The organism is Bacteroides sp. 3_1_23, assembly GCF_000162555.1.
GTDB classification, from domain to species: domain Bacteria; phylum Bacteroidota; class Bacteroidia; order Bacteroidales; family Bacteroidaceae; genus Bacteroides; species Bacteroides ovatus.
Genome location: NZ_GG774949.1, coordinates 69,915 through 94,951 on the forward strand (window position 1 = coordinate 69,915; position 25,037 = coordinate 94,951).

Genomic DNA, 25,037 nt, shown 5'->3' on the forward strand with positions numbered 1-25,037 from the left:
CGCAAAAATTTCAGTGGATATGGAACATTTGAAGAAGAAAAAAAGATTTTCATGGAGAGATTTACTATATAAATCACTGCTGTTTGTAGGCACTGTGGCGCTGATTGTTTATTTCCTGCCACGTGACGGAAAATTCAATTACCAGTTCGACATCAACAAGCCCTGGAAATACGGACAGTTGATCGCTACTTTCGACTTTCCTATTTATAAAGAGGATGCAGTGGTAAAAAGGGAACAAGATAGCCTGATGGCTTTCTTCCAACCTTATTATCAACTGGATAAAAATATAGAAAAAGACGCAATCGCCAAGCTGAAAGAGAATTACCATACGAATCTGAAAGGTATTCTCCCTTCCATCGATTATTTGCGGTACATTGAGCGCACTTTAAAAGAAATCTATCAGGCAGGCATCGTTTCGACAGAGAATATACAGCTGCTTCACAAAGACAGCACTTCATCTGTCATGGTGATTGATGACAAACTGGCTAATCCACAGGCTACCGAGAATCTTTACACGGTAAAAAAAGCCTATGAGCACTTGCTGTCAGCAGACTCTACTCATTTCAACCGGGAAATTTTAAGGCAATGCTCCCTGAACGAATACATCACCCCCAACCTTACCTTTGACGAGGAACGTACCCAGGCTGCCAAAGAAGAAATCCTGAACAACTATTCCTGGGCAAACGGATTAGTAGTCAGCGGGCAAAAGATTATCGACCGGGGGGAAATCGTCAGCCCGCATACCTATAATATCCTGGAGTCATTACGCAAAGAATCCATCAAACGGAATGAGTCCATGGGACAGAACCGTCTGATTCTCGGCGGACAGATTCTGTTTGTAGGAATGCTGATGCTTTGTTTTATGCTTTATCTCGACCTGTTCCGAAAAGACTACTATCAACGAAAAGGCAGTCTGTCATTGCTATTCACGTTGATTGTATTTTACAGTGTCATAACCGCTTTTATGGTAACACATAATCTATTTAATGTGTATATCATCCCGTACGCGATGCTACCCATTATCATCCGTGTTTTTCTTGATTCGAGGACTGCTTTCCTGACGCATGTCATCACTATATTGATATGCTCCATATCCCTACGCTTTCCGCATGAATTCATTCTGACACAGTTGGCAGCAGGATTGGTGGCGATATTCAGTCTAAGAGAGCTATCGCAAAGGTCCCAACTTTTCCGGACGGCTTTATTGGTTATACTGACTTATGCAGCCATTTACTTCGCCTTCGAATTGATGACAGAGAACGGTCTTTCCACCGACTTCTCGAAGTTGAACATACGAATGTACACTTACTTCATCATCAATGGAATTCTGTTATTATTCACCTATCCTTTACTCTTTTTATTGGAAAAGACTTTCGGATTTACTTCCAATGTAACGTTGGTAGAACTTTCGAATATCAATAATGACCTTTTGCGGCAAATGTCCGAGACGGTTCCGGGCACCTTCCAACATTCCATGCAAGTGGCCAATCTTGCTGCAGAAGCAGCCATCCGTATTGGAGCTAAAAGCCAGTTAGTACGTACAGGAGCTTTGTATCATGATATTGGTAAGATGGAAAACCCTGCTTTTTTCACAGAAAATCAGTCAGGAGGAGTTAACCCGCATAAGAACCTGAATTACGAACAAAGTGCGCAGGTCGTCATCAGTCATGTGACGGATGGATTGAAGTTAGCCGATAAACACAATCTGCCTAAAGCCATCAAGGACTTTATCAGCACGCATCATGGACGGGGGAAAACAAAATATTTCTATATTTCCTGGAAGAACGAGCATCCGGACGAAGAGCCGAATGAAGAACTGTTCACCTATCCCGGCCCGAATCCGTTCACCAAAGAACAGGCTATCCTGATGATGGCGGATGCCGTAGAAGCTGCCTCACGCAGTCTTCCGGAATATACAGAAGAAACAATCAGCAACCTGGTCGATAAGATTATCGATTCCCAGGTCACTGAAGGTTACTTTAAAGAATGTCCTATCACTTTCAAGGATATAGCAACAGTGAAAGCTGTGTTCAAAGAAAAACTAAAGATTGCTTATCACACCCGGATCAGTTATCCTGAGTTAAAGAAGTAAGCAAACCTGCGCAAGCATCTTCAAGAACATCAAGTACATATTCAAACCCCTCGGCCCCTCCATAATAGGGGTCGGGTACATGATCTGCAGGAATACGGGTGCAATACTCCGTCATGCGATGAATCTTCTTCCATTCTTCGGGAGAAGGAGCTTTGTCTTTCAAGTCATCTATGTTCCGGTCGTCCATACCGATAATCAGATCAAAATTATAAAAATCTTCCGTACGGACGGGGCGAGAACGATGCACCAATTGATAACCGCGACGGGCTGCATGAGCACGCATCCGGCTATCCGGCAATTCCCCCTGATGATAAGACAGGATTCCGGCAGAATCTATCACAAATTCTTTTTCCAGTCCCGCTTCTTCTATTAAATGAAGCATTACGCCTTCAGCCGTAGAGCTACGGCAGATATTTCCTAAACAGACAAATAATATTTTCTTCATATATACATGATTGTTTCTCAAAAAGAGTTCAGTATCTGATTGGCCCGGTTCACGGTTATTGCGGCCGGGATTTCCGGCATACTACCCAAATTGAACGGAGCAAGCATTTTTTCTATCTTCTTTAATCCGGCCTTATTTCCTTTTTTCTCAAATTCCTGACGAAGGATATTGATCTTCTCATGCGCCTGTATTCCTTCAATCAAACGCTCGAAACGAATACAGCTACGAGCTCCCGGATATACAAGGTAAGTATCTCCGCCTGCCCAACTACGGAAACGGGAATCGAGCAGTGGTTCCAATGGCCAGCTGTTATATGCCCAACGCAGATAACCATCCAGATGTTTCTTAGATGAATAATAACTCATCCAGGCTGCTTCTGCAGGATCAGAGAAAGTAAACGTGTTGGGATGGGCTTCCGTACAGCAGGTATAATAATTAGTACGCTTGTTCTCGGCAACACGACGCAGACGCACTTCTTCCGGGAAGTTCTGTCCGATAACAATACAATAATCATATAGATCGGGCTCAATTTCTTCATGATAGTTCCCGGCCAACGATACTTTAAAATCCGGATCAGCTTTACGAATCACTTTCAACGTCTTCTGCATCACTTCCATCGGACGTTCGTCCATTGCAATAGCACAAATATCAAACCATCCTTTTTCTTTCAGATGCTTGGAGAAAGAGGCAAGCATCGCTCCCCACATTTCTTCATAAGCCGCATCACCCGGTGCAGTTTTCACGAATTGCAGAGAGTTGGTTGCCTGATCGTAGTATTGGAATGACAATTCCCATGGAACCATTGAGTAACAATTAATCTGTTTATCAATGCCTACACTCATCATAAATTCCACCCAACGGTCGAAGATAGTATAATCAAAAGCCCATGTTCCATCTGCCCGTTTCATCCAGGTGACCATTGTATCAAAATAATCTTCTGTCTGACCATTCCAGGGTTTATGTGTCAAAGTAGCCGTGATAATCTTCTGTCCGGCATCTGCCAACATTTTCATCAAAGGACGCATAGCGTCAAAATGCTCCTGGCTCCATAAAGGAACCTGATAATAACGTGCCACTGCATAAGGACTTTGCCATAAATCCAAGTGATAAGCCCATTCCGAAGGTTGAGGAAGTTCACGGGAAGAAACGGTAATTTCGAGATTCAGGCGTTGCAATAAACGCGAGCCGTCATTGATTAACAACTCCCCTTGATAAGTTCCGGGAGTAGCCGATTGAGGAATCCAGCACTGCACCCAAACCGGTTGAACAGTGTGAGCGGGCAAAGCCATCGTTTTCAGGTTGGTATCAATAGGATCGGCCACCAATAATGAATCATAATCTATGGACTTCCGGTGTCCGCAGGCACCTCTCCCATCCTTATTCAATTCATCCGTCATCACATAACGGACAAAACCACCTGTAAATGCATCTTTGGGAAGAACATTTCCCTTTTTGTCTTTAAAATCACCAAAGCTGAAATTCAGGTCTTTCAGTTCTACGCCTGTCCACACAACAGCTTGCGCGTTCACACGTTCGCCACGCCAGCCTTTCAGGGAAACAGTCTGTTGTTTCTTCAACTGCGGGAGTTGATGTTTCGCATACCGGGTATCTGTTGTACCCCAAGAGACTTGAGTGGAAGTCACCGCTGCCCACTCTTTATCAGAAGGTGCAGTAGGATCAGGCAACTCCTGATAAGTCAGTAAAGGGAACTTCGGTTGTCCTGTCGGAACACCACATTGAGTTACTCCCTGCTGGGCAAAAACTGCACCCACGCTAAAGAGACAAGTCAGAGAAAAAATAGTAAGTCGTTTCATGGTTAGTTAATTAAATGATTAAAGGTTATTATATGGGGGAAAATTATTAAATCACATAGGGTCTACATCATAATACACAATCAAAGATTTATAGCGTTCGTCCGCCAACATCTCGCGCTGGATACGTAACAACAATTCCCGTGCACGTCCCATCGGGGCATTCTGCTCAATCTTGACGACGATCTTTTTGATAAACAAAGTCTGGATACGGGCAACAGGAGGTTTATCCGGACCTAATACCCGATTGCCAAATACAGCCCGCAACTTATTCGCCATCACTGCCGCCATCTGATCCAGCAACGCTTCATTATGATTTTTCAGATAAACATATACCAGCCGGTAATAGGGAGGATAATGGAACATCTGACGTTCCACCAATTGTCCGCCTACCATATCTTCATAATCATTGGCAATGACCTGATGAATGATAGGATGATCGATACTCTTGGTTTGCAATACCACCCGTCCGCGTTTGTTCTTACGTCCGGCACGTCCCGCTACTTGTGCCATCAACTGAAAAGCACGTTCATAGGAACGGAAATCAGGATAATTCAACATGGTATCAGCATTCAATATACCTACTATACTGACATGATCGAAATCCAACCCTTTTGATACCATTTGCGTACCAATCAATATGTCCGTCTTTCCCTGCTCAAAGTCTGCAATAATCTTCTCATAAGCCGAGCGGGTACGTGTAGTATCCAAGTCCATCCGGGCTACGGCAGCTTCCGGGAAAAGGATTTTGATGTCATCTTCAATCTTTTCCGTACCGAAACCACGGTTCACCAGTTCTGTTCCCTCGCAGGCAGGACAGGATTTCGGCAGTTGATACGTATAACCGCAGTAGTGACAGGTTAATTGATTAATTCCTTTATGATAGGTAAGGCTTACATCGCAATTCTTACACTTAGGCACCCAACCACAGGTACGACACTCCACCATCGGAGCAAACCCACGACGGTTCTGAAAAAGAATCACTTGTTCTTTCTGTTCCAAAGCCTCTTTCATATGTTGTATCAGAAGTGGCGAGAATTGTCCGACCATCCGCTTTTTGCGATGCAGTTCCTTGATATCCACCGGAATAATCTCCGGCAACTGGATTTCTTTATATCGTTCTTTCAGTTGTACGAAACCATATTTTCCCTCTCTTGCATTCTGCCATGACTCGATAGAGGGAGTGGCCGTACCCAACAGGGTTTTAGCTCCGTACATGGCGGCCAGTACAATAGCCGCGCTACGCGCATGATAGCGGGGAGCGGGATCTTGTTGCTTATACGTATTTTCGTGCTCTTCGTCCACAATCACCAATCCCAGATTTCGGAAAGGCAGGAAAATAGAAGAACGAACACCCAGAATAATATCATACCCGTTCTCTCCCAGTTGCTTCCGCCATATTTCAACCCGTTCGGCATCAGGGAACTTAGAATGATAGATACCCAGACGAGCACCGAAGACCCGTTGCAAACGCTCCGTGATTTGAGTGGTCAATGCAATTTCCGGCAACAAATATAACACCTGCTTTCCCTGACGAATCGCTTCTTCTATCAGATGGATATAAATTTCAGTCTTACCACTGGACGTTACCCCATGAAGCAGACAGACATTTTTCTCCTGAAAAGACTGCACGACTTCATCAAATGCACGCTGTTGAAACTCATTCAAAGGATTTAATTCGACAATCTCCTTCTCCTGCTTATCCAACCGCCCGATTTCATGGTAGTAGATTTCAAAAATCTTCTTATCCACCAATCCATTCAATACAGAAGGAGCCACATTAGTCCGCTGCAACAGTTCTTTCTTGGAGACTTCTTTCGGAGTTCCCGCTCCTAAAACGCCGGAACACTCCACATACTTCATGAGTAATGCCAACTGCTTCGGAGCACGAGACAGAATATCAAACAGGATATGAAGCCGCTTTTCATCCGCTGTACCCGCAAGCCGAACCCGTGCCTCTGTTTTAGGTTTATAAGTACGCCTCAACTCCTCCTTTACGAAAATCGCTTCTTTATCGAGCAAAGACTTGATGACCGTAAGAATATTTTTGATACCACTGTCCTTCTCCAGTTTAGTGACGCACTGTTGCGAATCTACGGCAAGTAAATCCAAAATACGTTGCTCACGTTCCGGCAATGGCGCATCCGCTTCAAAATCAGGATTATATTCAACGATCGTTTCACTCTCCAGTTTCAGGCCGGAGGGAAGTGCCGCTTTATAGACATCGCCTTGTGTACAGAGATAATAATCAGCTATCCACTCCCAAAATTTGAATTGAGCGGGTAACAGAATGGGAGAAGCATCCAGCAATGCAGATATATCTTTCACTTCGTACTCCGTTGGAGCACAATAATGAACGTTAAGGACGATAGCCGTATAAAACTTCTTCCGCCCGAAAGGAACTACCACACGGCAGCCTATCTTCACATCTTCCGCACATTCATCCGGCAAAGAGTAAGTAAAACTCTTCGGAAGCGGAAGCGGTAATATGACATCTACATACTTTTTCATTGCAGCTACAAAAATACAATAAAAAAATGGGGATTTAAAAGAAGGGAGAGAGAACACTTAAAAAGAAAACTCTACTTCATACGAGAATTGGAAGAAATATATTCGAGAGCGCAACAGGACAATCCCAAACAAAAAAGAGTTTCCGGTTATCGGAAACTCTTTTTCATATACTATGTAAAGTGATAGACTACTTAAAAAATATAGGCCACAGATACTTGCCAAGTCTTAGTCTTATAAGAAGCATTTGTTCCTTCAATATCAGCAGTATTACCCAATGGGATATTGTAATTAGCACCCACCTGCAAATGGTTCAGCAACTTCAAACCGGCACCCACATTGATACCTACTTCAGCTTTCTTCTTATCAATTCCCGATTTCTTTTCAAAATCGAAATAAAAGTCAGGACCTGCAGCCAGATAAATACCCGCCAGACTTCCCAAGCCAATGGTATATTTCAGGTTTACAGGAATATCAATACCGTTTTGTTTAACAGTAATATCATCATTCCCTTCTGAAACTTTGATACCCCGTTGAGCAAAAAGCAAAGATGCATCTACTCCCAACCCTACGATTGGAATATTAAACTCGGCCATCGGACCGATAAAGAAACCTGTGAAATTATCCTTTTTAAAGTTTTCGCTCACATTAGAGAAACTCGCCTTTGACAAGTTCAAACCTCCCTTTACACCAAAGTGTATCTGCGCCTGAGCAGGCATTGCCATAGCTATACATATAGCAATCATTAAAGCACCAAAAATCTTTTTCATAAATTTACGTGTTTATAATTCGGGACAAAGATATATATTTAGATTAAATAAACACAAATTATTGGTTGTTTGTTCATTTAAAGACGTCGTTGTCCCTCCTGACGAACTAATAAGAATTTCTTATAAGTTCGATTTTATCTAATTGGTACGGTTATGAAGCAATTGATATTTTAGCAAATAAGTATTGAATTAATCCGATTTTACTTCCTGATTTTCATACAGATTCTTTTCAGCCAACAGGTACAGCAAGTAGTCTGCCCCAAGACGAGTTCTTTTTCCAACTTCCGCAACCGGTCACATTGTTTCAGCCATTTGATTTGTAAGGTATCATAGAGAATTCCGGCTGCTTTATATCTTGTGATTTCTTTGTCCTGTTTTCCTAAAAGTGATAGGTATATTGAACAAAGTTTTGATTTATCTATGCAATATCGTTCCAGTTTTTCGATATACATCAAGGTAGCCCCTTTTTCATTTCGACTCATAAACTCCTGAACACTGTCATCACTGATGATGTCGATGCCCGACCTTTCGTAGTCCACAGTGATTTCTCGCATCTCTATCAAGACCCAGATATATTCTGTCTCGAATCCGTACTTTGCGGCTGCCTCTTCTATACTAATCCATTGTGCCATAGCGTTTGTTTTTTCATGTGTGATACAAATAAGGGATGAATAATATTTTATTCATGTATATTAGCACAACGGGCATCCACGCTTTTTTGCAGTCTGCCGGGTGGGGATTGGCTAGGTTAAATTGGGGCAATTTATTACCGGCCGAATACAAGAAAGACGCAGATGCTGCTGTACCATTATCCGATCTTAAGGCTAGCTACACCCGCACAAAAGATAATGATAACAGCAGACACCCACGTCAATCGTTTATATATAACACATCTCTTACGAATATGTTGATATACATCCGTTCACGTGGAGTATCTACCGTATCATCTCTCTTTGTTTGGATTGGCTATTTCTAAGATCGAGAGATAATACGCTTTTACTCCATAATGGAAATAAAAACCGCCTTCTGCCTATTCCATCACGCTGATGGGCTGAAAGCGTACGGCAAAGATATATGTTTTTTTGAAACGCAGTCGAAATATGGAAATAAATACTGGAAGTTATGTATTAAAATGAATCTGACAAAAGACGGCTCTACTTCTCGTTCTTGATTATGGAAATATTTCTCACAAATAAAAGTTATAGCAGTTTTTACCCTCACACCCTCACCCATTGGTTCAATCCCTTTATTCATCGGCATTACAGGTGTGAGGGTAAAAAAATGATGGCAGGGTGAGGGTAACTTTTACCCTCACCCTGCCATCACGTAAGCGCTTCCACTAATCTGCACCTACAACAAACTGTTATCATCTGATATACTGAACATTAATTATTTCCGCAAGAAGTATTAACAGCTATCACCTCAAGTATTAACACTGTAGACTTCAGCCATTAATAGTTGAAAAATCAGGTATTAACACATGGGAAATGGAGTGATAATACCTGATCAATGGTTTAATATCATCTGAAACAACAGGTGAAACGAGCGTATAGATACAGATGAAAGCATCATACCATAATAAGATTGCAAATGGCTTATCCATTAGGAAAGTTCCAGTTTCCAATAGGACGAATGACAGTTTCATATAATGATACTAACAGTTTCCCGGTGAGAGACTATAGTTTCCCCGTAAGGAAACCATTGTTCCCCCATAGGGGAAACTTTAGTTTCAAGCCTGCGAACAGATTGTTTCAAGCCTCTAAACAAATTATTTGAAGCTATAAAACAAATTTAAGCTGCTGACCGGAAATTAGCCAACCAGTAATCACGAGGAAAACACAACTTACCCGACAACTGAAATCAGGATGATCCACACACAGCGTATGCGACTAGAAAGACGTATTCTTACTACTCTATGAGAACAAATCATTCAACGCTTCGCTCATGCTGGGATGAGTAAAGATGAAATCACGCAGGAAAGTATAATCCTGACCTGTTTTCATTGCCATGGCAACTATATTGATGACTTCGCCGGCATCAGGCGCAAACAGCATACAACCTACTATTTTTCCCGTATTCTTATCAATGACAGCTTTCAACAGACCGTCCGTCTCTCCCAATGTCTTTGCTCTCGGTATCGCCATAACAGGCAATTTCTTGATAATCACATCCAAATCCTGCTTACGAGCCTCATCCTCATTCAATCCGATACGCGCCATTGGAGGATCAATAAATACGGAGTAAGCAACCGGATTACGGTCACTTGTTTTCCGCTCCTTATCTCCAAACAAATCTTCACAGATAATCCGATAATCATCCAATGAAATATAAGTGAACTGCAAACCACCTTTCACATCACCCACGGCACGTATATTCGGATTAGTTGTTTTCAGATATTCATCCACAATGATCGCTCCACGTGCGTCCGTCTCCACTCCGGCAACTTCCAGATTAAGATCTTTCGTATTGGGTTTGCGCCCCGTAGCCAACAAGACAGCATCAGCTTCAAGTCCGAACGCTTCACCTGTTTGTGAGTCAGAAAAAACAACGACAGCCCTATTTTCAACATGCCGCACAGATTGTACCTTCACGTTCATCCGAAAAACAATACCCTTTTTCTCCAATGTTTCCTTTACACTTGCAGCAATGTCACGATCTTCACGAGCAATTAGTTCCGGATAACTCTCAAGCACCGTCACCTGCGAACCGAACGAAGCATACATAGACGCAAACTCTAAACCAATATAACCGCCGCCAACAATAACCAGCCGACGGGGAAGATCGGTTAATTCCATGATTGAAGTACTGGTATAAACCAAAGAATTGTCCGCAATTCCTTCAATAGGCGGAATAATTGTTTCCGCTCCGGTGTTGATAATTATTTGCTTTGATGTTAACCATATTTCTTCAGTAGATGTACGGACGGAAACCACATCGGCAGATACAAAAGAACCTACACCTGTATAAACTGTTACATTAGGATGATCTGCCAGATTATGGTAATTCTTATCTCTCAACGCACTTGTCACAGACTCCTTCACAGCAATAGCATTGCGATAAAACTCTCTTCTTTCTTCAAACGTCGAATTCTTCATGCCGGAAGCAATTTTAGCCTGATGAACTAGCGTCTTTGTCGGAATACATCCGATATTGATACACGTCCCTCCATACATTTTATCAGAACGTTCAACAATGGCAACTTTCCGCCCACGTTTTGCAAACTCTGCCGCAAGGGTCTTTCCTCCCTTACCGAAACCGATAATAATAACATCAAATGCATTCATATCTATATAACTTTTAATGGGTTCAAGACTTGCTTATTAGGTTAACAACGAATGATATTGCAAAGTTCGTCGCTTTCGAAGTAATAAACAATAACCATTTCGCCGGATGAATTAGCAATTATTCCCGTATAAGGTCAAAGTAATAAATAATCAAAAATCGCCGGAACAGATCAATGATTTGCCCGGCGATATCTCATCTTAAACCAATCTCCACTTACTATATATCAATCAACGATTCGGGTGAATGTCCAACTTCACCGGTTTAATCATATTTTCCGGTTTTAAGATAGTATCCAGGTCTTCCTTGGAAAGAATGTTATGTTCCAAAACAAGTTCATAAACTCCCTTCCCTGTTTCCAATGCTTCTTTGGCTATTTTAGTAGAGTTCTTATATCCGATCACCGGATTCAGGGCTGTCACTACTCCAATGCTGTTATGCACATCTCTCCGGCATTTTTCTTCATTAGCCGTAATGCCGTCGATGCATAAGGTGCGCAAAGTGTCAAAACCATTCATTAGTAAATCGGCAGACTCGAAACAGCATTGTGCCATCACCGGCTCCATTGCATTCAGTTCCATTTGAGCTGCTTCACCGCTCATGGCCACACAAAGGTCATTTCCTATTACCTTGTAAGCCACCTGGTTCATCACTTCAGGAATCACCGGATTCACTTTTCCGGGCATGATGGATGAGCCCGGCTGCATTGCCGGCAGATTGATTTCTCCCAATCCACAACGCGGACCGGAAGCCAGCAACCGCAAGTCGTTACATATCTTATTCATTTTAACAGCAATACGCCTCATCACTCCCGAATAACCTACCATGCAGGAAGTGTCCGAAGTAGCTCCCACCAAATCGTCTGCTAGTTTGATATCCAATCCCGTAATCTTGCGCAAAGCGGCAATGCACTTCTCCGCATATTCCGGTTCGGCAGTGATTCCTGTTCCAATGGCTGTTGCTCCCATATTGACTGCCAGAAAATCTTGTGCAGCAAAATCAAGGTTCTTTACTTCATGTGACAAAATACTTGCAAAGCCATTAAAGGTTTGCCCAAGAGTCATCGGTACGGCATCTTCCAATTGGGTACGCCCCATTTTGATGACATGTGCAAACTCATTCGCTTTCTTCCGGAAAGACTCGATCAGAACCTCCAAATGCTTAACCAATTTCAAATGAGTATAATACAGTCCAATGTGAATGGCTGTAGGATAAGCATCGTTGGTAGATTGTGAACGGTTGACGTGATCGTTAGGCGAACAGAATTGATATTCTCCCCGCTGATGCCCCATCAGTTCTAATGCCCGGTTGGCAATCACTTCATTGGCATTCATGTTGGTGGTCGTACCGGCTCCTCCCTGAATCATATCTACGGGGAACTGCTCGTGATGCTTTCCTTCGAGTATTTCTTTACAGGCTCTCAAGATAGCATCCGCTTGTTCTTCAGTTAATAAGTCCAGTTCACGGTTGGCAATGGTGGCTCCCATCTTCGTAATGGCCAATGCCTGAATGAATAAAGGATATTCATTCAAATGAAACTTGCTGATGCGAAAGTTTTCAATGCCACGGAGTGTCTGTACTCCATAGAGTGCACTTTCCGGCACTTCACGACTACCTATCAGGTCACTCTCTGTACGAGTTTTTTTTGATAAATTTTGTTCCATATCGGTTGTTTTATAGTAATAACGTTTTCGTTAGTTCTTATAATAACCAACCAACGATGTTATTGTTTTAATAAATATGCAAAAACTATTCAAAGACTTTTTTGTTGTAAATAGAAGAAAAAGAAAATACAAAGAGAAGAATCGCTTACCTTTGTTTTTGAATTTAAAACAGCAATCTATGATATTACAATTAGCATTTGTTCTGACAGCCATTATTATTGGCGCACGCCTGGGAGGTATCGGACTTGGCGTAATGGGAGGCGTAGGGTTGGCAATACTCACGTTCGTTTTTGGTTTACAGCCCACTGCGCCTCCCATCGACGTTATGTTAATGATTGCCGCCGTAATCTCTGCCGCTTCCTGCATGCAGGCAGCCGGAGGTTTGGACTATATGGTGAAACTGGCAGAACATTTGCTTCGTAAAAATCCTTCACACGTCACTCTGCTTAGTCCGCTGGTGACTTACCTCTTTACTTTTGTAGCCGGAACCGGACACGTGGCTTATTCCGTACTGCCGGTAATTGCAGAGGTTGCCACCGAAACAAAAATCCGTCCGGAACGTCCGTTAGGTATTGCCGTCATCGCTTCCCAGCAGGCCATTACGGCAAGTCCGATCTCTGCCGCTACCGTGGCACTTCTCGGACTTTTAGCCGGATTCGACATTACCCTGTTCGACATTCTCAAAATTACGATTCCCGCCACCATCATTGGAGTGTTGGTAGGCGCCTTGTTTTCCATGAGAATCGGTAAGGAACTGGTGGAAGATCCCGAATATCAGAAAAGATTGAAAGAAGGTTTATTCAACAATAAAAAGGTGGAGATTAAAAGTGTCAAGAACAAACGTTCGGCAATGATTTCCGTTATCATCTTTATATTGGCAACTGCTTTTATCGTGCTTTTCGGTTCTTTTGAAGGAATGCGCCCCAGTTTCCTGATTGATGGGGAAATTGTCACCTTGGGAATGTCTTCTATCATCGAAATCGTGATGTTGTCGGCTGCCGCAATTATCCTGCTAGTAACGAAGACAGACGGGATCAAAGCAACGCAAGGTTCTGTATTTCCGGCAGGTATGCAGGCGGTGATTGCCATCTTCGGTATTGCCTGGATGGGAGATACCTTTCTTCAGGGAAATATGGGACAGCTGACTCTCTCTATCCAGGGAATTGTGCAACAAATGCCGTGGTTGTTCGGTGTCGCCCTGTTTGTGATGTCTATCCTGCTATATAGCCAGGCTGCCACTGTACGGGCACTCGTCCCTCTGGGCATTGCGTTAGGGATTTCTCCTTATATGCTGATCGCTTTATTCCCGGCCGTGAACGGATATTTCTTTATTCCGAATTATCCTACCGTGGTGGCTGCGATTAATTTCGACCGTACCGGGACAACAAAAATCGGCAAATATGTGTTGAATCATTCGTTCATGATGCCCGGTCTGGTATCGACCGTTGTGGCTATTGCACTAGGTTTGCTTTTTATACAAATATTCTAATAGATCATATTATTAACCTAAACATCATTCAGTTATGAAACAATTCAAAAGCTTTGGACTGGTAGTAGTCACACTACTGTTTTCCGTAACTATGGCATTCGCCGCAAAACCGAATATTCATATTCTTGCTACGGGAGGAACCATCGCAGGTACGGGAAGCTCGGCTACCGGAACCAGTTATACGGCAGGACAAGTTGCCATCGGCGCACTGCTCGATGCTGTGCCTGAAATTAAAGACATCGCCAACGTAACCGGAGAACAGATTGTCAAAATCGGTTCGCAGGACATGAACGACCAGGTTTGGTTGACGCTTGCCAAGAAAATCAATGAACTACTGAAACGCCCGGACATTGACGGCATCGTGATTACTCACGGAACAGACACCATGGAGGAAACTGCTTACTTCCTGAATCTGACTGTCAAGAGTGACAAACCGGTGGTATTAGTAGGCGCCATGCGTCCGTCTACCGCTCTAAGTGCCGACGGCCCGTTGAACCTTTACAATGCCGTTGTTACCGCAGCCGCAAAAGAATCGAAAGACAAAGGGGTATTGGTTGCCATGAACGGCCTGATCCTCGGAGCGCAGAGCACGGTTAAAATGAATACGGTCGATGTACAAACTTTCCAGGCTCCCAACTCCGGCGCACTGGGTTATGTACTGAACGGAAAAGTGTTCTACAACCAAGTAACGCTAAAGAAACATACTACCCAGTCCGTTTTTGATGTCACTCATCTGAACGCGCTTCCTAAAGTAGGTATCGTGTACAGCTATTCCAACATTGAGGCCGATATGGTAACTCCGATGCTTAGCAACGGGTACAAAGGCATCATCCACGCAGGAGTAGGAAACGGAAATATTCACCAGAACATCTTCCCGGTACTGACGGATGCCCGCCAAAAAGGTATTCTTGTCGTTCGTTCTTCCCGTGTCCCGACCGGACCTACCACACTGGATGCAGAGGTGGACGACGCCAAATATCAGTTTGTGGCTTCGCAGGAACTGAACCCGCAGAAATCTCGTGTTTTGTTAATGCTTGCACTAACAAAAACTACAGACTGGAAACAGATTCAGCAATATTTCAACGAATACTAAAAACCTGACTTACTTATGAAAAAATGGATATTCATGCTGCTCCTCGCGGGTAGCATACAGGGAATATATGCTCAAAAAACAGAGAAAAAGGAGAAATTCAATCCGAACACTCCCCTGTTTGAAGAGCTGACAGACGTGAAAAAGAAAACAGATAAATTCAATCTTTATCTGAATATGCAAGGGAGCTTTGACGCTCATTTCCAGAATGGTTTTCAGGAGGGTGACTTTAATATGCACCAGCTTCGTATCGAAGCCAAAGGAAATATCAACAACTGGCTGTCTTACCGCTATCGTCAGCGCCTCAACCGCTCGAACGATGCAAACGGCATGATTGATAACCTCCCGACTTCTATCGACTATGCCGGAATCGGTATCAAGCTGAATGACCAGTTTAGTCTTTTTGCAGGAAAGCAATGTGCCGCATACGGTGGTATCGAGTTCGACCTGAATCCGATTGACATCTATCAATACAGTGATATGATTGATTACATGAGTAATTTCATGACCGGATTGAATGTGGGTTATAACATTACTCCCGAACAGCAGCTTAACTTGCAGATATTGAACAGCCGTAACAGTTCTTTCGATAATACTTACGGAATCACAGAGGATGCCGAAGGTAATCTCCCCGATCTGAAATCGGGCAAAATGCCACTGGTTTATACATTGAACTGGAACGGTAATTTCAATAATGTATTTAAAACCCGTTGGTCGGCTTCTGTTATGAACGAGGCCAAAAGTCACAATATGTATTATTATGCTTTAGGTAACGAGTTAAATCTTGGAAAATGGAATGCTTTTGTCGATTTCATGTATTCAAAAGAGGATATTGACCGCAAAGGAATCATTACCAGTATCGTAGGTCGTCCGGGCGGGCATAACGCTTTTGATGCTAACTATCTTTCGGTTGTTGCCAAATGTAATTACCGCTTTCTTCCGAAATGGAATGTTTTTGTGAAGGGTATGTATGAGACGGCTTCCGTAGGCAAGGCGTCCGAGGGAATAGAGAAGGGAAATTACCGTACTTCCTGGGGATATCTGGGCGGTATCGAATATTACCCGATGGAAACCAATCTGCACTTCTTTGTTACCTACGTGGGACGTTCGTATGATTTCACTTCCCGCGCCAAGGTGCTGGGACAGGAGAATTATAGTACTAACCGTATTTCTGTAGGATTTATCTGGCAGATGCCTGTATTCTAATCCTAAAGCAAGAAACCGAGCTGACAATAAAAAATACCCGATAGCTTCTTACAACAGTTATCGGGTATTCTTATATGTTCGGTCTTTTTAAATCAATACTCTTCCTCGTTAAAGAAGAAATCCTCCTTACTAGGATAATCCGGCCAAATATCTTCGATACTCTCATAGATTTCGCCCTCATCTTCCATCTCTTGGAGATTCTCAATAACTTCAAGAGGAGCACCCGAACGCATGGCATAATCAATCAATTCGTCCTTGGTTGCCGGCCAGGGAGCATCTTCAAGTTTTGATGCTAGTTCCAATGTCCAATACATAATCTTGAGTATTTAAAATGAATACTAAATTTGTCTCGTTTTCTATTTTTCGGCAAAAGTATAATAAAATCTATCATTTCCAACTATTATCCCAAAATATTTCATTATTTTGCTCATCAAAATTAATTTTTCGGGATAATACAAACAAATAATCTGATAATCTGTTGACAAATGCTAATACTTCGGGAGAAATTGTACAAGTTTCGGATAAAGCCAGAATACGTCTCTCGGCTCTCCTGCAAATAGTACGGCAAACATGACAAACGGCTGCTCCACGACTCCCGCCGGGAATGATGAAAGCGCAAAGTTCGGGCAGTTGTTCGTCCAGCTTATCAATCTCCCGCTCAATATTCTCCACGTTTTCGGGAGTTATGATGCTGGCAGCCTTCAGTTGCGTTTTTTCCTGGTCGGTGGCCAGATGTGAACCGATGGCAAATAGCTTATGCTGAATACTCAAAATGAAATCACGATCTGATTCATCCTGCAGATAGGTGTTCAACCATCCTAAATGAGAATTTAGTTCATCCACAGTTCCGTAAGCTTCCAGACGGATATGGGTCTTTGGAACGCGACTTCCGCCGACAAGACTGGTAGTTCCTTTATCTCCGGTCTTTGTATATACAAGGCTCTTTTTCATAATCTTCTTTTTTACTTATTATAAGGTAAACGTACAAAGGTTCTTAGAAGTTGACAATATACTGCTGTTTTATCTTCGTTTTATCAAAAAATAGTAAACCGACGTCGTAGAGGTCAAAGGTGATGCCTACTCTTTCATCAGCCTGCAGCTTTTTCCAAAGTGCTTTCATCTCTTTGGAATAGCAGATGCCATGGACTACAAATACACTTTTAGGAGTGGTGCGATGTGCACAGACCCGGAAGACTTCTTCCAGTAAGTCGGGATTCCGGTAGTCATTCAGATACAGAAAGTCGACTGAAGTGTCTGCATCCAGAAACAGTTCCGACAAGTCGGAAGCAAAGAGGTAGGAAGCCGATGGTTTAGCGGATTGTAAGTAGAGGGTTGTGGAGGAAGGACGCCCAACTTCTATAATCGTAGCAGGCTGCACTTTGTTCACCAACCGGAACAGGAAACGGTTTACCTTTTGAGAACCTTTAGTCCACCCACGCTCTCTTATCATCTTTTTTTGTTCTTTTTTCAAAGAAGAATAGGCATAGTAAGGCATCTTCTCATAAATCACATCGGTAATCAGGCTAAAAGCAAAAGGGGAATGTACGCCATATCCGCAACGATAACGAAAGCGGGAAAGCCAGATAAAAGGTCTTTTTATACAGAGTAGAAGATTCATAAAACAATCATTCGTATTTTTATTCTCCCGACAAAGATATATTTTTTTATTGAAAAAGGGTCGGTTCCCATAAAGAACCGACCCTCATACTCATTTATTCCAAGTTACTACTGTAGTCTGAATGATACCGGTACAGTAAATTTCACTCGTACTTTCTTACCATTTTGCACTCCGGGAGTCCATTTCGGCATAGAACTTATCACGCGGATAGCTTCTTTATCCAAATAAGGATCAACCCCTCGCACAACTTCAGGATTGGAAATCGTTCCGTCTTTGTCTACAACAAACTGAACAATGACTTTTCCTTGTGAACCAGTTTCCTGCGAAATCGTTGGATATTTGATATTACTACTTAAATATTTCATTAAAGCAGCTGTACCTCCAATAAACTCCGGCATGACTTCAACACTTACGTGAATAACGTCTTCAACTACCGTTTCTGTTTCTACCACTGGGGGTATCCAAATAACGTTTTGAACTGCATTCATATCCTCTGACACTGTAGAAACGTTATCCGTCACCTCCGTATTGTTTTCCACTATTTCGAACAATTCTGTTACCTTAGTTTCGGGAGGAGGCGGTTCCAGTTTCTCTTCAGGGAATGTGATTGGAACTAGCTCTGTTACAAAGATGGATTCATCATCTGGTGATAGTGCTGCAACTCTGACGTCATGTTGTGTCCATTCGAACGAAACGAACATGAAGGCTAGCGCAACAACCAAACCCATCAACAACCAAGAACCCCGTTGATTCTCAATTGCAGCCTTTTTTGATTTCTTGGCTTCCATAAAAAATGTGTTTAAGTAATTAATAATAGAAAATATATAGTATATATACTACTTTTCGTTTTTCCTCTTAAGCATTACTTAAAGTGCTCTCTCGCTGCAATAAATATAATCGTTTTATGGATAGGTTGTTACGACGTCTCTTGTTTATTTTATTCTTTTCTCTTCTTTTGGATAAAATTTATGAATAATTCGGCTTTAGTGAGTTTAGTATGAGTAAACGTTTCTATACCACTATTTTTCATATCTCAATATTGAACATAAATTGTACTAAGACCAGTATGACCGGACGCCTGCAATGAATCTCCAGAATAGGTCAGATGCATAGAGATTCCGTTATAATCAATTTTCACCGGATAAGACACCTGCTGCCGGTCTATTGGAATGAGTACATCGAGTATACCTTCATCGTTCGTTTTCACTTTCAGAAAGCCAAAGTCGAATGTTACACCTATAAGTTGCTTTTCCGTTTCATTATCTACAATACAGTATTGAATATGCCCAAACGTTTCAGGATTCCGTTGAATAGGCAATGCCATCTTTGAAGTAATAGATACGATTGTGTCCAACACATAGCAACCATAAGCCTTTGCAACAATTCTCATATTCTGTCCTTTATACTTTCCCGGAATGTTGGGAAACAAAACAGCATTATCCAAATCTTTTAGAACCACTGTGCGTAGATCATTTTCACCTAGAAACAGATACAGACTGTCTGTTTCATCGGCACTAAGTGGGAGAGCCTTGCAAGGTGTTTGTGATAATTGCACTGCTAAATCGAAAGGACGTGAATGAATTGCGTTCACTGCCAGTCCGATGATAATGGAAAGAACAACAATCATCAAAGCGACCAGCTTAACGAGAAAATGCTTTCGACGGTTCCATAATACGCCAAAGTCCACATCAAGCATTCTTGCCACAAGACGGATAAATGCTTGATGGAAACGTATCGCATGGAATCTTGAATTTTCCGCCTGCACATCAATCCCCAAAAGTTCCAATCCGCCTAACGTCAGTTGAGCATGAAAACATTCCCGATCTTTGGAATGAGGAATACCGTCAATGATAAAAGGTATAATCTCTCTTTCGCGTCCCTTCGAGCGGAAGTAGGCAATCTCCTCCCCTACATATTTCGATTGTGCCGAATTCGGCGAACAAATGACAATCAGATATTTCGATTCATCCAATTTATGATGCAGTTCGTCACTAAGTACACCACTCGTCAGTTCATCAGCATCACGAAAGACTTTAAACCGTTTAGGTGCCTCCGGCTTCATTTTCTGAATCATTGTCGGCAAATTGTACGATTCTAATAAAAACTGTAATCGCTTCGCCGCCTTAATGTCCGTATGACGATAGCTAATAAAAGCAAAAAAATTGTGTGCCATTTCGTCTGATTTCTATTTAAAATTAACCACATTTGATAACATTCCACTATTTTTTCTTTTTCCTACACATTCATGGGATATATCTGCAATTGCATGCCTATCATATTATTGTTCAAATCAAAAACATTAATATATTTGTTTCTATCCTCCATCAGCACACTCAAGAACAATATAGTTTTCTGACATTCCTCGCTCAAAAGCGAAAGATCTTTTCGGTGATGGTTCCTAATATAATATGAGTTTTCATAAATTATTTTGTTGTTTCAGGGGATTGTAATACCTTACTATTAGCAGCAACATTAATCAAATCCATAATTTCCTTTGTCAAAGGATGATTTTCACCATAAACAGACAAACGGATTTTCAAGGACTTCTCATAATAGTTCAGAGCTTTGGATTTGTCACCTTGAATTATATACAAACTCCCTATGCTATAATAACTCAAAGCTACCTCAGGATGGTTCTCACCAAAAAGAGACAAACGGATTTTCAAAGACTCTTCAAAATAATATAAGGCTTTAGAATAATCTTTTTGAGCAAAATATACTTCTCCTATATGATCATAAATAGAAGATACTTGAGAATGATTTTCACCATAAACTGACAAAACTATTTTCAAAGACTTTTTAAAATAATCCAAAGCTTTGAAATCATCTCCTTGAACGGAATATATTTCTCCTATATCATTGTAAACAGAAGCTACTCGGGAATGATTTTCACCATAAACTGACAAACGAATCTTTAAAACCTCCTCAAAATATTCCAAAGCCTTAGAGTAATCCCCTTGAGCAAAATACACATACCCAATATTATAATATCCGGAAGCTACAGAAGGATGGTTCTCACCAAAAAACGACAAATCCAATTTCAAAGACTTTTTAAAATAATCCAAAGCTTTAGAATAGTCATTTTGAGCAAAATATATCTGTCCTATATAACTGTAACTTGTAGCTACAGCAGGGTGGTTATCTCCATTAAGCAACAAAAATATTTTCAAGGCCCCTTCAAAACAGACCAAGGCTTTGGAGTAATCTCCTTGATTTGAATATACACGTCCCATACCAATAGATACATTGGCTATTCCCCATGAAGCGTTCTCACCGTAAATCATCAAATAGATATTCAAAGACTTTTCATAATATTCCAAAGCTTTAGAACAGTCATCTTGAGCGAAATATATCTGTCCCATACGTTCATAATCATTAGCCACAATTTCATCATTTTCGCCATAAACAGATAGCCGAATCTTCAAAGACTTTTCATAACATTCCAAAGCTTTAGAATAGTCATCTAGCTTCTCATATATTCCCCCTATTATAATGTAACTAGTTGCTTTGTATGTATCATTGTCTGTTGTATTCAATGCAGACAACTGATAATTCATAGCCCGATTGTAATCAGCCATATAATCTTCTTCAAACCTTCCCGCTGCAATCAAATAATCCCAATTTGTTGGAGCAGCTTTCGTGAGAATCTCATAATAATGCGAAACCGAATCATTCAAATGCTGCATCTTGAATGATTCGATAGCAGTCTCCATTTTCCCAAACCATTGACTGCGTTGTTGTATCAACCGTTGTTGTTCTGACAGTCCTCTAGCTAATTCAAGCTTGGCTTGTTCTACTTTTGCATCCGCATTCCGTTGCTGTTGTTCAATCACTTTCCAGGCTTCCTCGGCTCCACCAGGCATAGACTCGCGTATCAAGTCGTTAAGTGCCTTCCATTCTCCGTTTTTTTTCAGTTCATAAATTTTCAGTTCCAAAGAGTCCAAGCTCTGATAATCGGTCAGTGCCAGCTCTTCAGCTAATTCCTTGATAACCTCATCTATCTTATCCTCATTGTTGATGTAATCAAGATAAAGTTTGCGGATGCTGTCACACTCCGCTTTCAGACGTGCATAATGTACATCCGATTCGCTCAATTCTCCAAGACGCTTATTCAGTTCATTGCGTAGTTTACGTAAAGATAACGACTGCTCTTCATACTTTTCTTTCAGTAACTCATACCGCTTCTTATACTCCATCTCCTTTTCTTCTGGTGTTATCAACGAGACTTCCAAGTCATTGGCAGATATAAATAGTCGTTTACCTTTCGATGGCGAAGCCAACATATACTTGGAACCTTGTGGCACACGCACGGCTGTCAGTGTATAACTACCCGCCTTATCCGTGACCTTCACCTTCAACGAAAATCGTCCGTCCTTATCACTTGCTTTATTAGCTTCCCCCGACACAATAACTTGTACACCCTGCACCGGAATGAAAGGATCGGAAGCCGAACGGGTAACCTTGCGGACTATCCCCTTCTGGGTATGAACCTGTGCTGTAACTCCCAATACCATGAAGACGGCAAAAAGGAATACTGTTATCAAACGTAATTTACTCATGTCATTTTCATTATAACTATAGAATTATCTAGAATCTTACCTTTATTATTCTTATAGTCCTTGCTACTTGCCTTTACTATTTTATTCATTAAAAGCGATGGTTTAATAAAACCATCGCTTTTAACTCCTTACAATGCCTGTCCACATTCCGAACAAAATTTTGCACCTTTGATATTCCGATATCCGCAGTTCGTACAGAATACCATACCGTTAATATCCAAATTCAGAGTTGTAAAAGAATCCCGATTTTTTAGCACCTCTTCAGCTATTTCGAGCGCCTTATCATCAAGTTTGGACTGTTGTACTATCCCCCAAATTTGCGTGATAAGTACCGGCCAGAAGAATAGCATAGAAATGATAGTAGGAATAGCTTGTTGCCCAAAGATCCCTATCCCAGCCTCAAACGCTATTGCATTATCTTTAGGTATCAAGCTGACTTTCAATGCAGACTTCAAACCAAGTACAGCTTTAAATAAACCGCCCTTTGATATAGAAATATCAACACCACCACTTAATAAATTATCTATTTGTACCTCAAACTGCTCGGCCGCAAATTCTGTTTTTATTTGTTCAGCAATAACAGGAATCAAAGAAGGATTGCCCTGAAGTATCTTTTTTGTTGCAAATGTTCCCATAATTCTATTTTTAAAAGTGTAATGACTGTAATGCATGATATTGGCTCGTTGTAAATAACACACCGGCTTCAACAAGCAATTCTTTAATTTCACGCTGTTGCTCTTCCGTATAGTTCTTTTCCATAGACTTCAATATAGAAACAATTCTTTCAGACTGTTCCTTGATCTCCTGTTCAGTAACTATACCATCTTCCATAATCTTCTTGAATGTGGGCTGGTTCATGACCGCCTCGTCTAAATTCAACATTCCTTGTTCATTAAAAAACATAAGCTATTATATTTAAAGTTTATTTCCACAATGTTTGCAATAGGTCCAGCCATCCACTATCGGTTGTTTGCAATTCGAGCATACCTTGCCTGATTTTTCTGCCGAAAGATAATCTACTATAGTCTTATATTGAGAACTTTTTCCCCATTTCAAGATTTCCTTAACCCGCACAGCCGAGAACGGATGATTCTGATTCATTATTGCCGCTACCTGCAATGTCTTATTCCATAATCCGTCATTACGGATAGCCTCATATTGGTCTGCCTGTTTAGCCCACTCCTCCATATCGATATTCTTTGTTATAGAAGTCGGACCTCCGGATAGACGAGCCATCGTGCTTGCCACTATGGCCGGAGTAGTCACAATACTGGCAGCTCTGTCACAGGACAACTCACTTTTACGTTCCCAATACAAAATCGCATATTGAAGAGGAGCTCCCAAACTCCCCAAAACGCCCAGCGAATCCAGACCATCCATCACATAATGAGCTATAGAATGATACAAGACATGATGACAAAGGATATGCCCGCATTCATGGGCAATCACTGCATCCAACTCCTCTTCGGTCATCATATCAACCAAACCGGAAGTGATCGTTATAAAAATCTTTGTATCGCCAAAGGTCCATGCGTTAGGATTAGGATCCATAGAGAGATAGAACTCCGGTTGCTCAATACCCAACTTTTTACAAATCGGTGGCAGACGATTATACAGTTTCGGCAATTGACTCGGTGATAAACGAATTGCAGATGCCATATTAACGCCATATTGCAGTTGTTCCAATCCCATTGACATTAACTTTTTCACTAGGGTCGGGAATCCGGGAATACTTTCCAACTGCCTCAATGCAGCTGCATCCTCAGGATGAATAAAATCTGTTGCTTTAATCATGGTTATCAATATTAATATCTATTGTTTTTATGACCTTCATTACAAAACATATCAAGTTCAGTCTTTTCATATCACTGGTATACGCAACAAACTCCTCGTAAGCACCACAGGTTAAAATCCTGATATACAATAAACCGGAAACATAAAAAGAATTATGCGAATAAATTCTTCATTTATCTGATAAAATAAGAAAGCAGCACGATAATCAGTATTAGCTTTTAACAGATACAAATATCATGCTGCTAAAATGTTGTCCTTGTGCAGTCCTTTCATTGGCGATTTCAGAGACCTGGACAAACATATTCTCCATATTCTAGTTCACCGCATCATCATTACAAGTCTCAAATATAACGAATAATATAGCAAGAAAAAATTACAAAAGCCCCAATCATGTCTAAACAGACCAAAAACAGAACTATTGATGCGAAAAACATGTCTATCATGACATTTTTTATTTTGCAAATCACAACAACAAAAAGATAGCATTCATTATAAATATATTATTTATATCTTTCATCTTTCACCGAAAGTCACAAATCCTTTTGTTCATCGTACTTTCAAACCATTGACAGTTCTTTTTCAATCTATCACCCAATCTTTCATCTTTCACCACTTATCACATTCAAAGGAACAGCTATTTCTTTCCTGAACTATTAATAGATAAGTTCCTTTTCATTAAATATAAACTTCCTTTTCATTAATAGAAAAC

General features: G+C 41.3%; 21 protein-coding genes. 5 read left to right on the forward strand and 16 right to left on the reverse strand.

Going from position 1 to position 25,037, the window contains the following annotated elements; all coding sequences use genetic code 11:
• Window positions 1–19: 19 nt before the first annotated feature.
• Complete coding sequence (locus tag HMPREF9010_RS23520; protein WP_004296374.1) at window positions 20–2,092, forward strand: HD family phosphohydrolase; 2,073 nt, start codon at window positions 20–22, stop codon at window positions 2,090–2,092.
• Here the strand turns inward: HMPREF9010_RS23520 and HMPREF9010_RS23515 are convergent.
• From HMPREF9010_RS23515 to HMPREF9010_RS23495, 5 genes are all read right to left on the reverse strand, one after another.
• Window positions 2,067–2,537 carry a low molecular weight protein-tyrosine-phosphatase gene (locus HMPREF9010_RS23515; RefSeq protein WP_004296375.1) on the reverse strand — a complete coding sequence of 157 codons (471 nt, stop codon included), beginning with the start codon at window positions 2,535–2,537 and terminating at the stop codon, window positions 2,067–2,069. The genes HMPREF9010_RS23520 and HMPREF9010_RS23515 overlap by 26 nt on opposite strands.
• 17 nt (window positions 2,538–2,554) lie before the next feature.
• Window positions 2,555–4,351: a DUF4091 domain-containing protein gene (locus tag HMPREF9010_RS23510; protein WP_004310902.1), complete on the reverse strand. Its 1,797-nt coding sequence runs from the start codon at window positions 4,349–4,351 to the stop codon at window positions 2,555–2,557.
• A 51-nt stretch (window positions 4,352–4,402) separates the two neighbouring features.
• Complete coding sequence (gene priA, locus HMPREF9010_RS23505; protein ID WP_004310903.1) at window positions 4,403–6,859, reverse strand: primosomal protein N'; 2,457 nt, start codon at window positions 6,857–6,859, stop codon at window positions 4,403–4,405.
• Window positions 6,860–7,050: 191 nt separating this feature from the next.
• A complete protein-coding gene (locus HMPREF9010_RS23500) occupies window positions 7,051–7,626 on the reverse strand; it encodes a porin family protein (protein WP_004296378.1) in 576 nt (191 codons plus the stop codon).
• Window positions 7,627–7,826: 200 nt separating this feature from the next.
• Window positions 7,827–8,258 carry a hypothetical protein gene (locus HMPREF9010_RS23495; RefSeq protein ID WP_004310904.1) on the reverse strand — a complete coding sequence of 144 codons (432 nt, stop codon included), beginning with the start codon at window positions 8,256–8,258 and terminating at the stop codon, window positions 7,827–7,829.
• A gap of 35 nt (window positions 8,259–8,293) precedes the next feature.
• Between HMPREF9010_RS23495 and HMPREF9010_RS0123920 the strand changes: the two genes are divergently transcribed.
• Window positions 8,294–8,602: a hypothetical protein gene (locus HMPREF9010_RS0123920; RefSeq protein ID WP_022199847.1), complete on the forward strand. Its 309-nt coding sequence runs from the start codon at window positions 8,294–8,296 to the stop codon at window positions 8,600–8,602.
• A gap of 937 nt (window positions 8,603–9,539) precedes the next feature.
• Here HMPREF9010_RS0123920 and HMPREF9010_RS23490 read toward each other — a convergent pair.
• Together HMPREF9010_RS23490 and aspA are read right to left on the reverse strand one after the other, a co-directional pair.
• Complete coding sequence (locus HMPREF9010_RS23490; RefSeq protein ID WP_004310905.1) at window positions 9,540–10,910, reverse strand: FAD-dependent oxidoreductase; 1,371 nt, start codon at window positions 10,908–10,910, stop codon at window positions 9,540–9,542.
• Between the two features lie 228 nt (window positions 10,911–11,138).
• The gene (gene aspA, locus HMPREF9010_RS23485) at window positions 11,139–12,572 is read right to left on the reverse strand and encodes an aspartate ammonia-lyase (RefSeq protein ID WP_008646342.1); all 1,434 of its coding nucleotides are present in this window, start codon (window positions 12,570–12,572) and stop codon (window positions 11,139–11,141) included.
• Between the two features lie 178 nt (window positions 12,573–12,750).
• Here aspA and HMPREF9010_RS23480 point away from each other — a divergent pair, with 178 nt between their 5' ends.
• From HMPREF9010_RS23480 to HMPREF9010_RS23470, 3 genes are read left to right on the forward strand one after another with little or no spacing between them, the layout of a single operon-like run.
• Complete coding sequence (locus HMPREF9010_RS23480) at window positions 12,751–14,061, forward strand: anaerobic C4-dicarboxylate transporter family protein (protein WP_004302365.1); 1,311 nt, start codon at window positions 12,751–12,753, stop codon at window positions 14,059–14,061.
• 34 nt (window positions 14,062–14,095) lie between these two features.
• Window positions 14,096–15,154, forward strand: coding sequence for an L-asparaginase 2 (gene ansB, locus HMPREF9010_RS23475; protein ID WP_004296386.1), 1,059 nt, complete (start codon window positions 14,096–14,098; stop codon window positions 15,152–15,154).
• Window positions 15,155–15,169: 15 nt separating this feature from the next.
• A complete protein-coding gene (locus HMPREF9010_RS23470; RefSeq protein ID WP_004296387.1) occupies window positions 15,170–16,357 on the forward strand; it encodes a porin in 1,188 nt (395 codons plus the stop codon).
• Between the two features lie 92 nt (window positions 16,358–16,449).
• On the opposite strand, the gene HMPREF9010_RS23465 is transcribed toward HMPREF9010_RS23470, so the two are convergent.
• The 9 genes from HMPREF9010_RS23465 to HMPREF9010_RS23425 form a co-directional block, all read right to left on the reverse strand.
• On the reverse strand, window positions 16,450–16,671 hold the full coding sequence (locus tag HMPREF9010_RS23465; RefSeq protein WP_002558131.1) for a DUF2795 domain-containing protein: 222 nt from the start codon (window positions 16,669–16,671) through the stop codon (window positions 16,450–16,452).
• 73 nt (window positions 16,672–16,744) lie between these two features.
• Window positions 16,745–17,308: a cob(I)yrinic acid a,c-diamide adenosyltransferase gene (locus HMPREF9010_RS23460; RefSeq protein WP_004302366.1), complete on the reverse strand. Its 564-nt coding sequence runs from the start codon at window positions 17,306–17,308 to the stop codon at window positions 16,745–16,747.
• Window positions 17,309–17,351: 43 nt separating this feature from the next.
• Window positions 17,352–17,975, reverse strand: coding sequence for a hypothetical protein (locus tag HMPREF9010_RS23455; protein WP_008646346.1), 624 nt, complete (start codon window positions 17,973–17,975; stop codon window positions 17,352–17,354).
• 107 nt (window positions 17,976–18,082) lie between these two features.
• Complete coding sequence (locus tag HMPREF9010_RS23450) at window positions 18,083–18,763, reverse strand: energy transducer TonB (RefSeq protein ID WP_008646348.1); 681 nt, start codon at window positions 18,761–18,763, stop codon at window positions 18,083–18,085.
• Window positions 18,764–19,008: 245 nt separating this feature from the next.
• Window positions 19,009–20,148: a toll/interleukin-1 receptor domain-containing protein gene (locus HMPREF9010_RS23445; protein WP_004323776.1), complete on the reverse strand. Its 1,140-nt coding sequence runs from the start codon at window positions 20,146–20,148 to the stop codon at window positions 19,009–19,011.
• A 250-nt stretch (window positions 20,149–20,398) separates the two neighbouring features.
• A complete protein-coding gene (locus HMPREF9010_RS23440; RefSeq protein WP_008646351.1) occupies window positions 20,399–22,534 on the reverse strand; it encodes a tetratricopeptide repeat protein in 2,136 nt (711 codons plus the stop codon).
• A gap of 128 nt (window positions 22,535–22,662) precedes the next feature.
• Window positions 22,663–23,169 (reverse strand): zinc ribbon domain-containing protein, encoded by a 507-nt coding sequence (locus tag HMPREF9010_RS23435; RefSeq protein WP_004302377.1) that lies wholly within the window; start codon window positions 23,167–23,169, stop codon window positions 22,663–22,665.
• Between the two features lie 10 nt (window positions 23,170–23,179).
• Complete coding sequence (locus tag HMPREF9010_RS23430; RefSeq protein ID WP_004302378.1) at window positions 23,180–23,437, reverse strand: hypothetical protein; 258 nt, start codon at window positions 23,435–23,437, stop codon at window positions 23,180–23,182.
• Window positions 23,438–23,449: 12 nt separating this feature from the next.
• On the reverse strand, window positions 23,450–24,328 hold the full coding sequence (locus tag HMPREF9010_RS23425) for a M48 family metallopeptidase (protein WP_008646354.1): 879 nt from the start codon (window positions 24,326–24,328) through the stop codon (window positions 23,450–23,452).
• Between the last annotated feature and the right edge of the window lie 709 nt (window positions 24,329–25,037).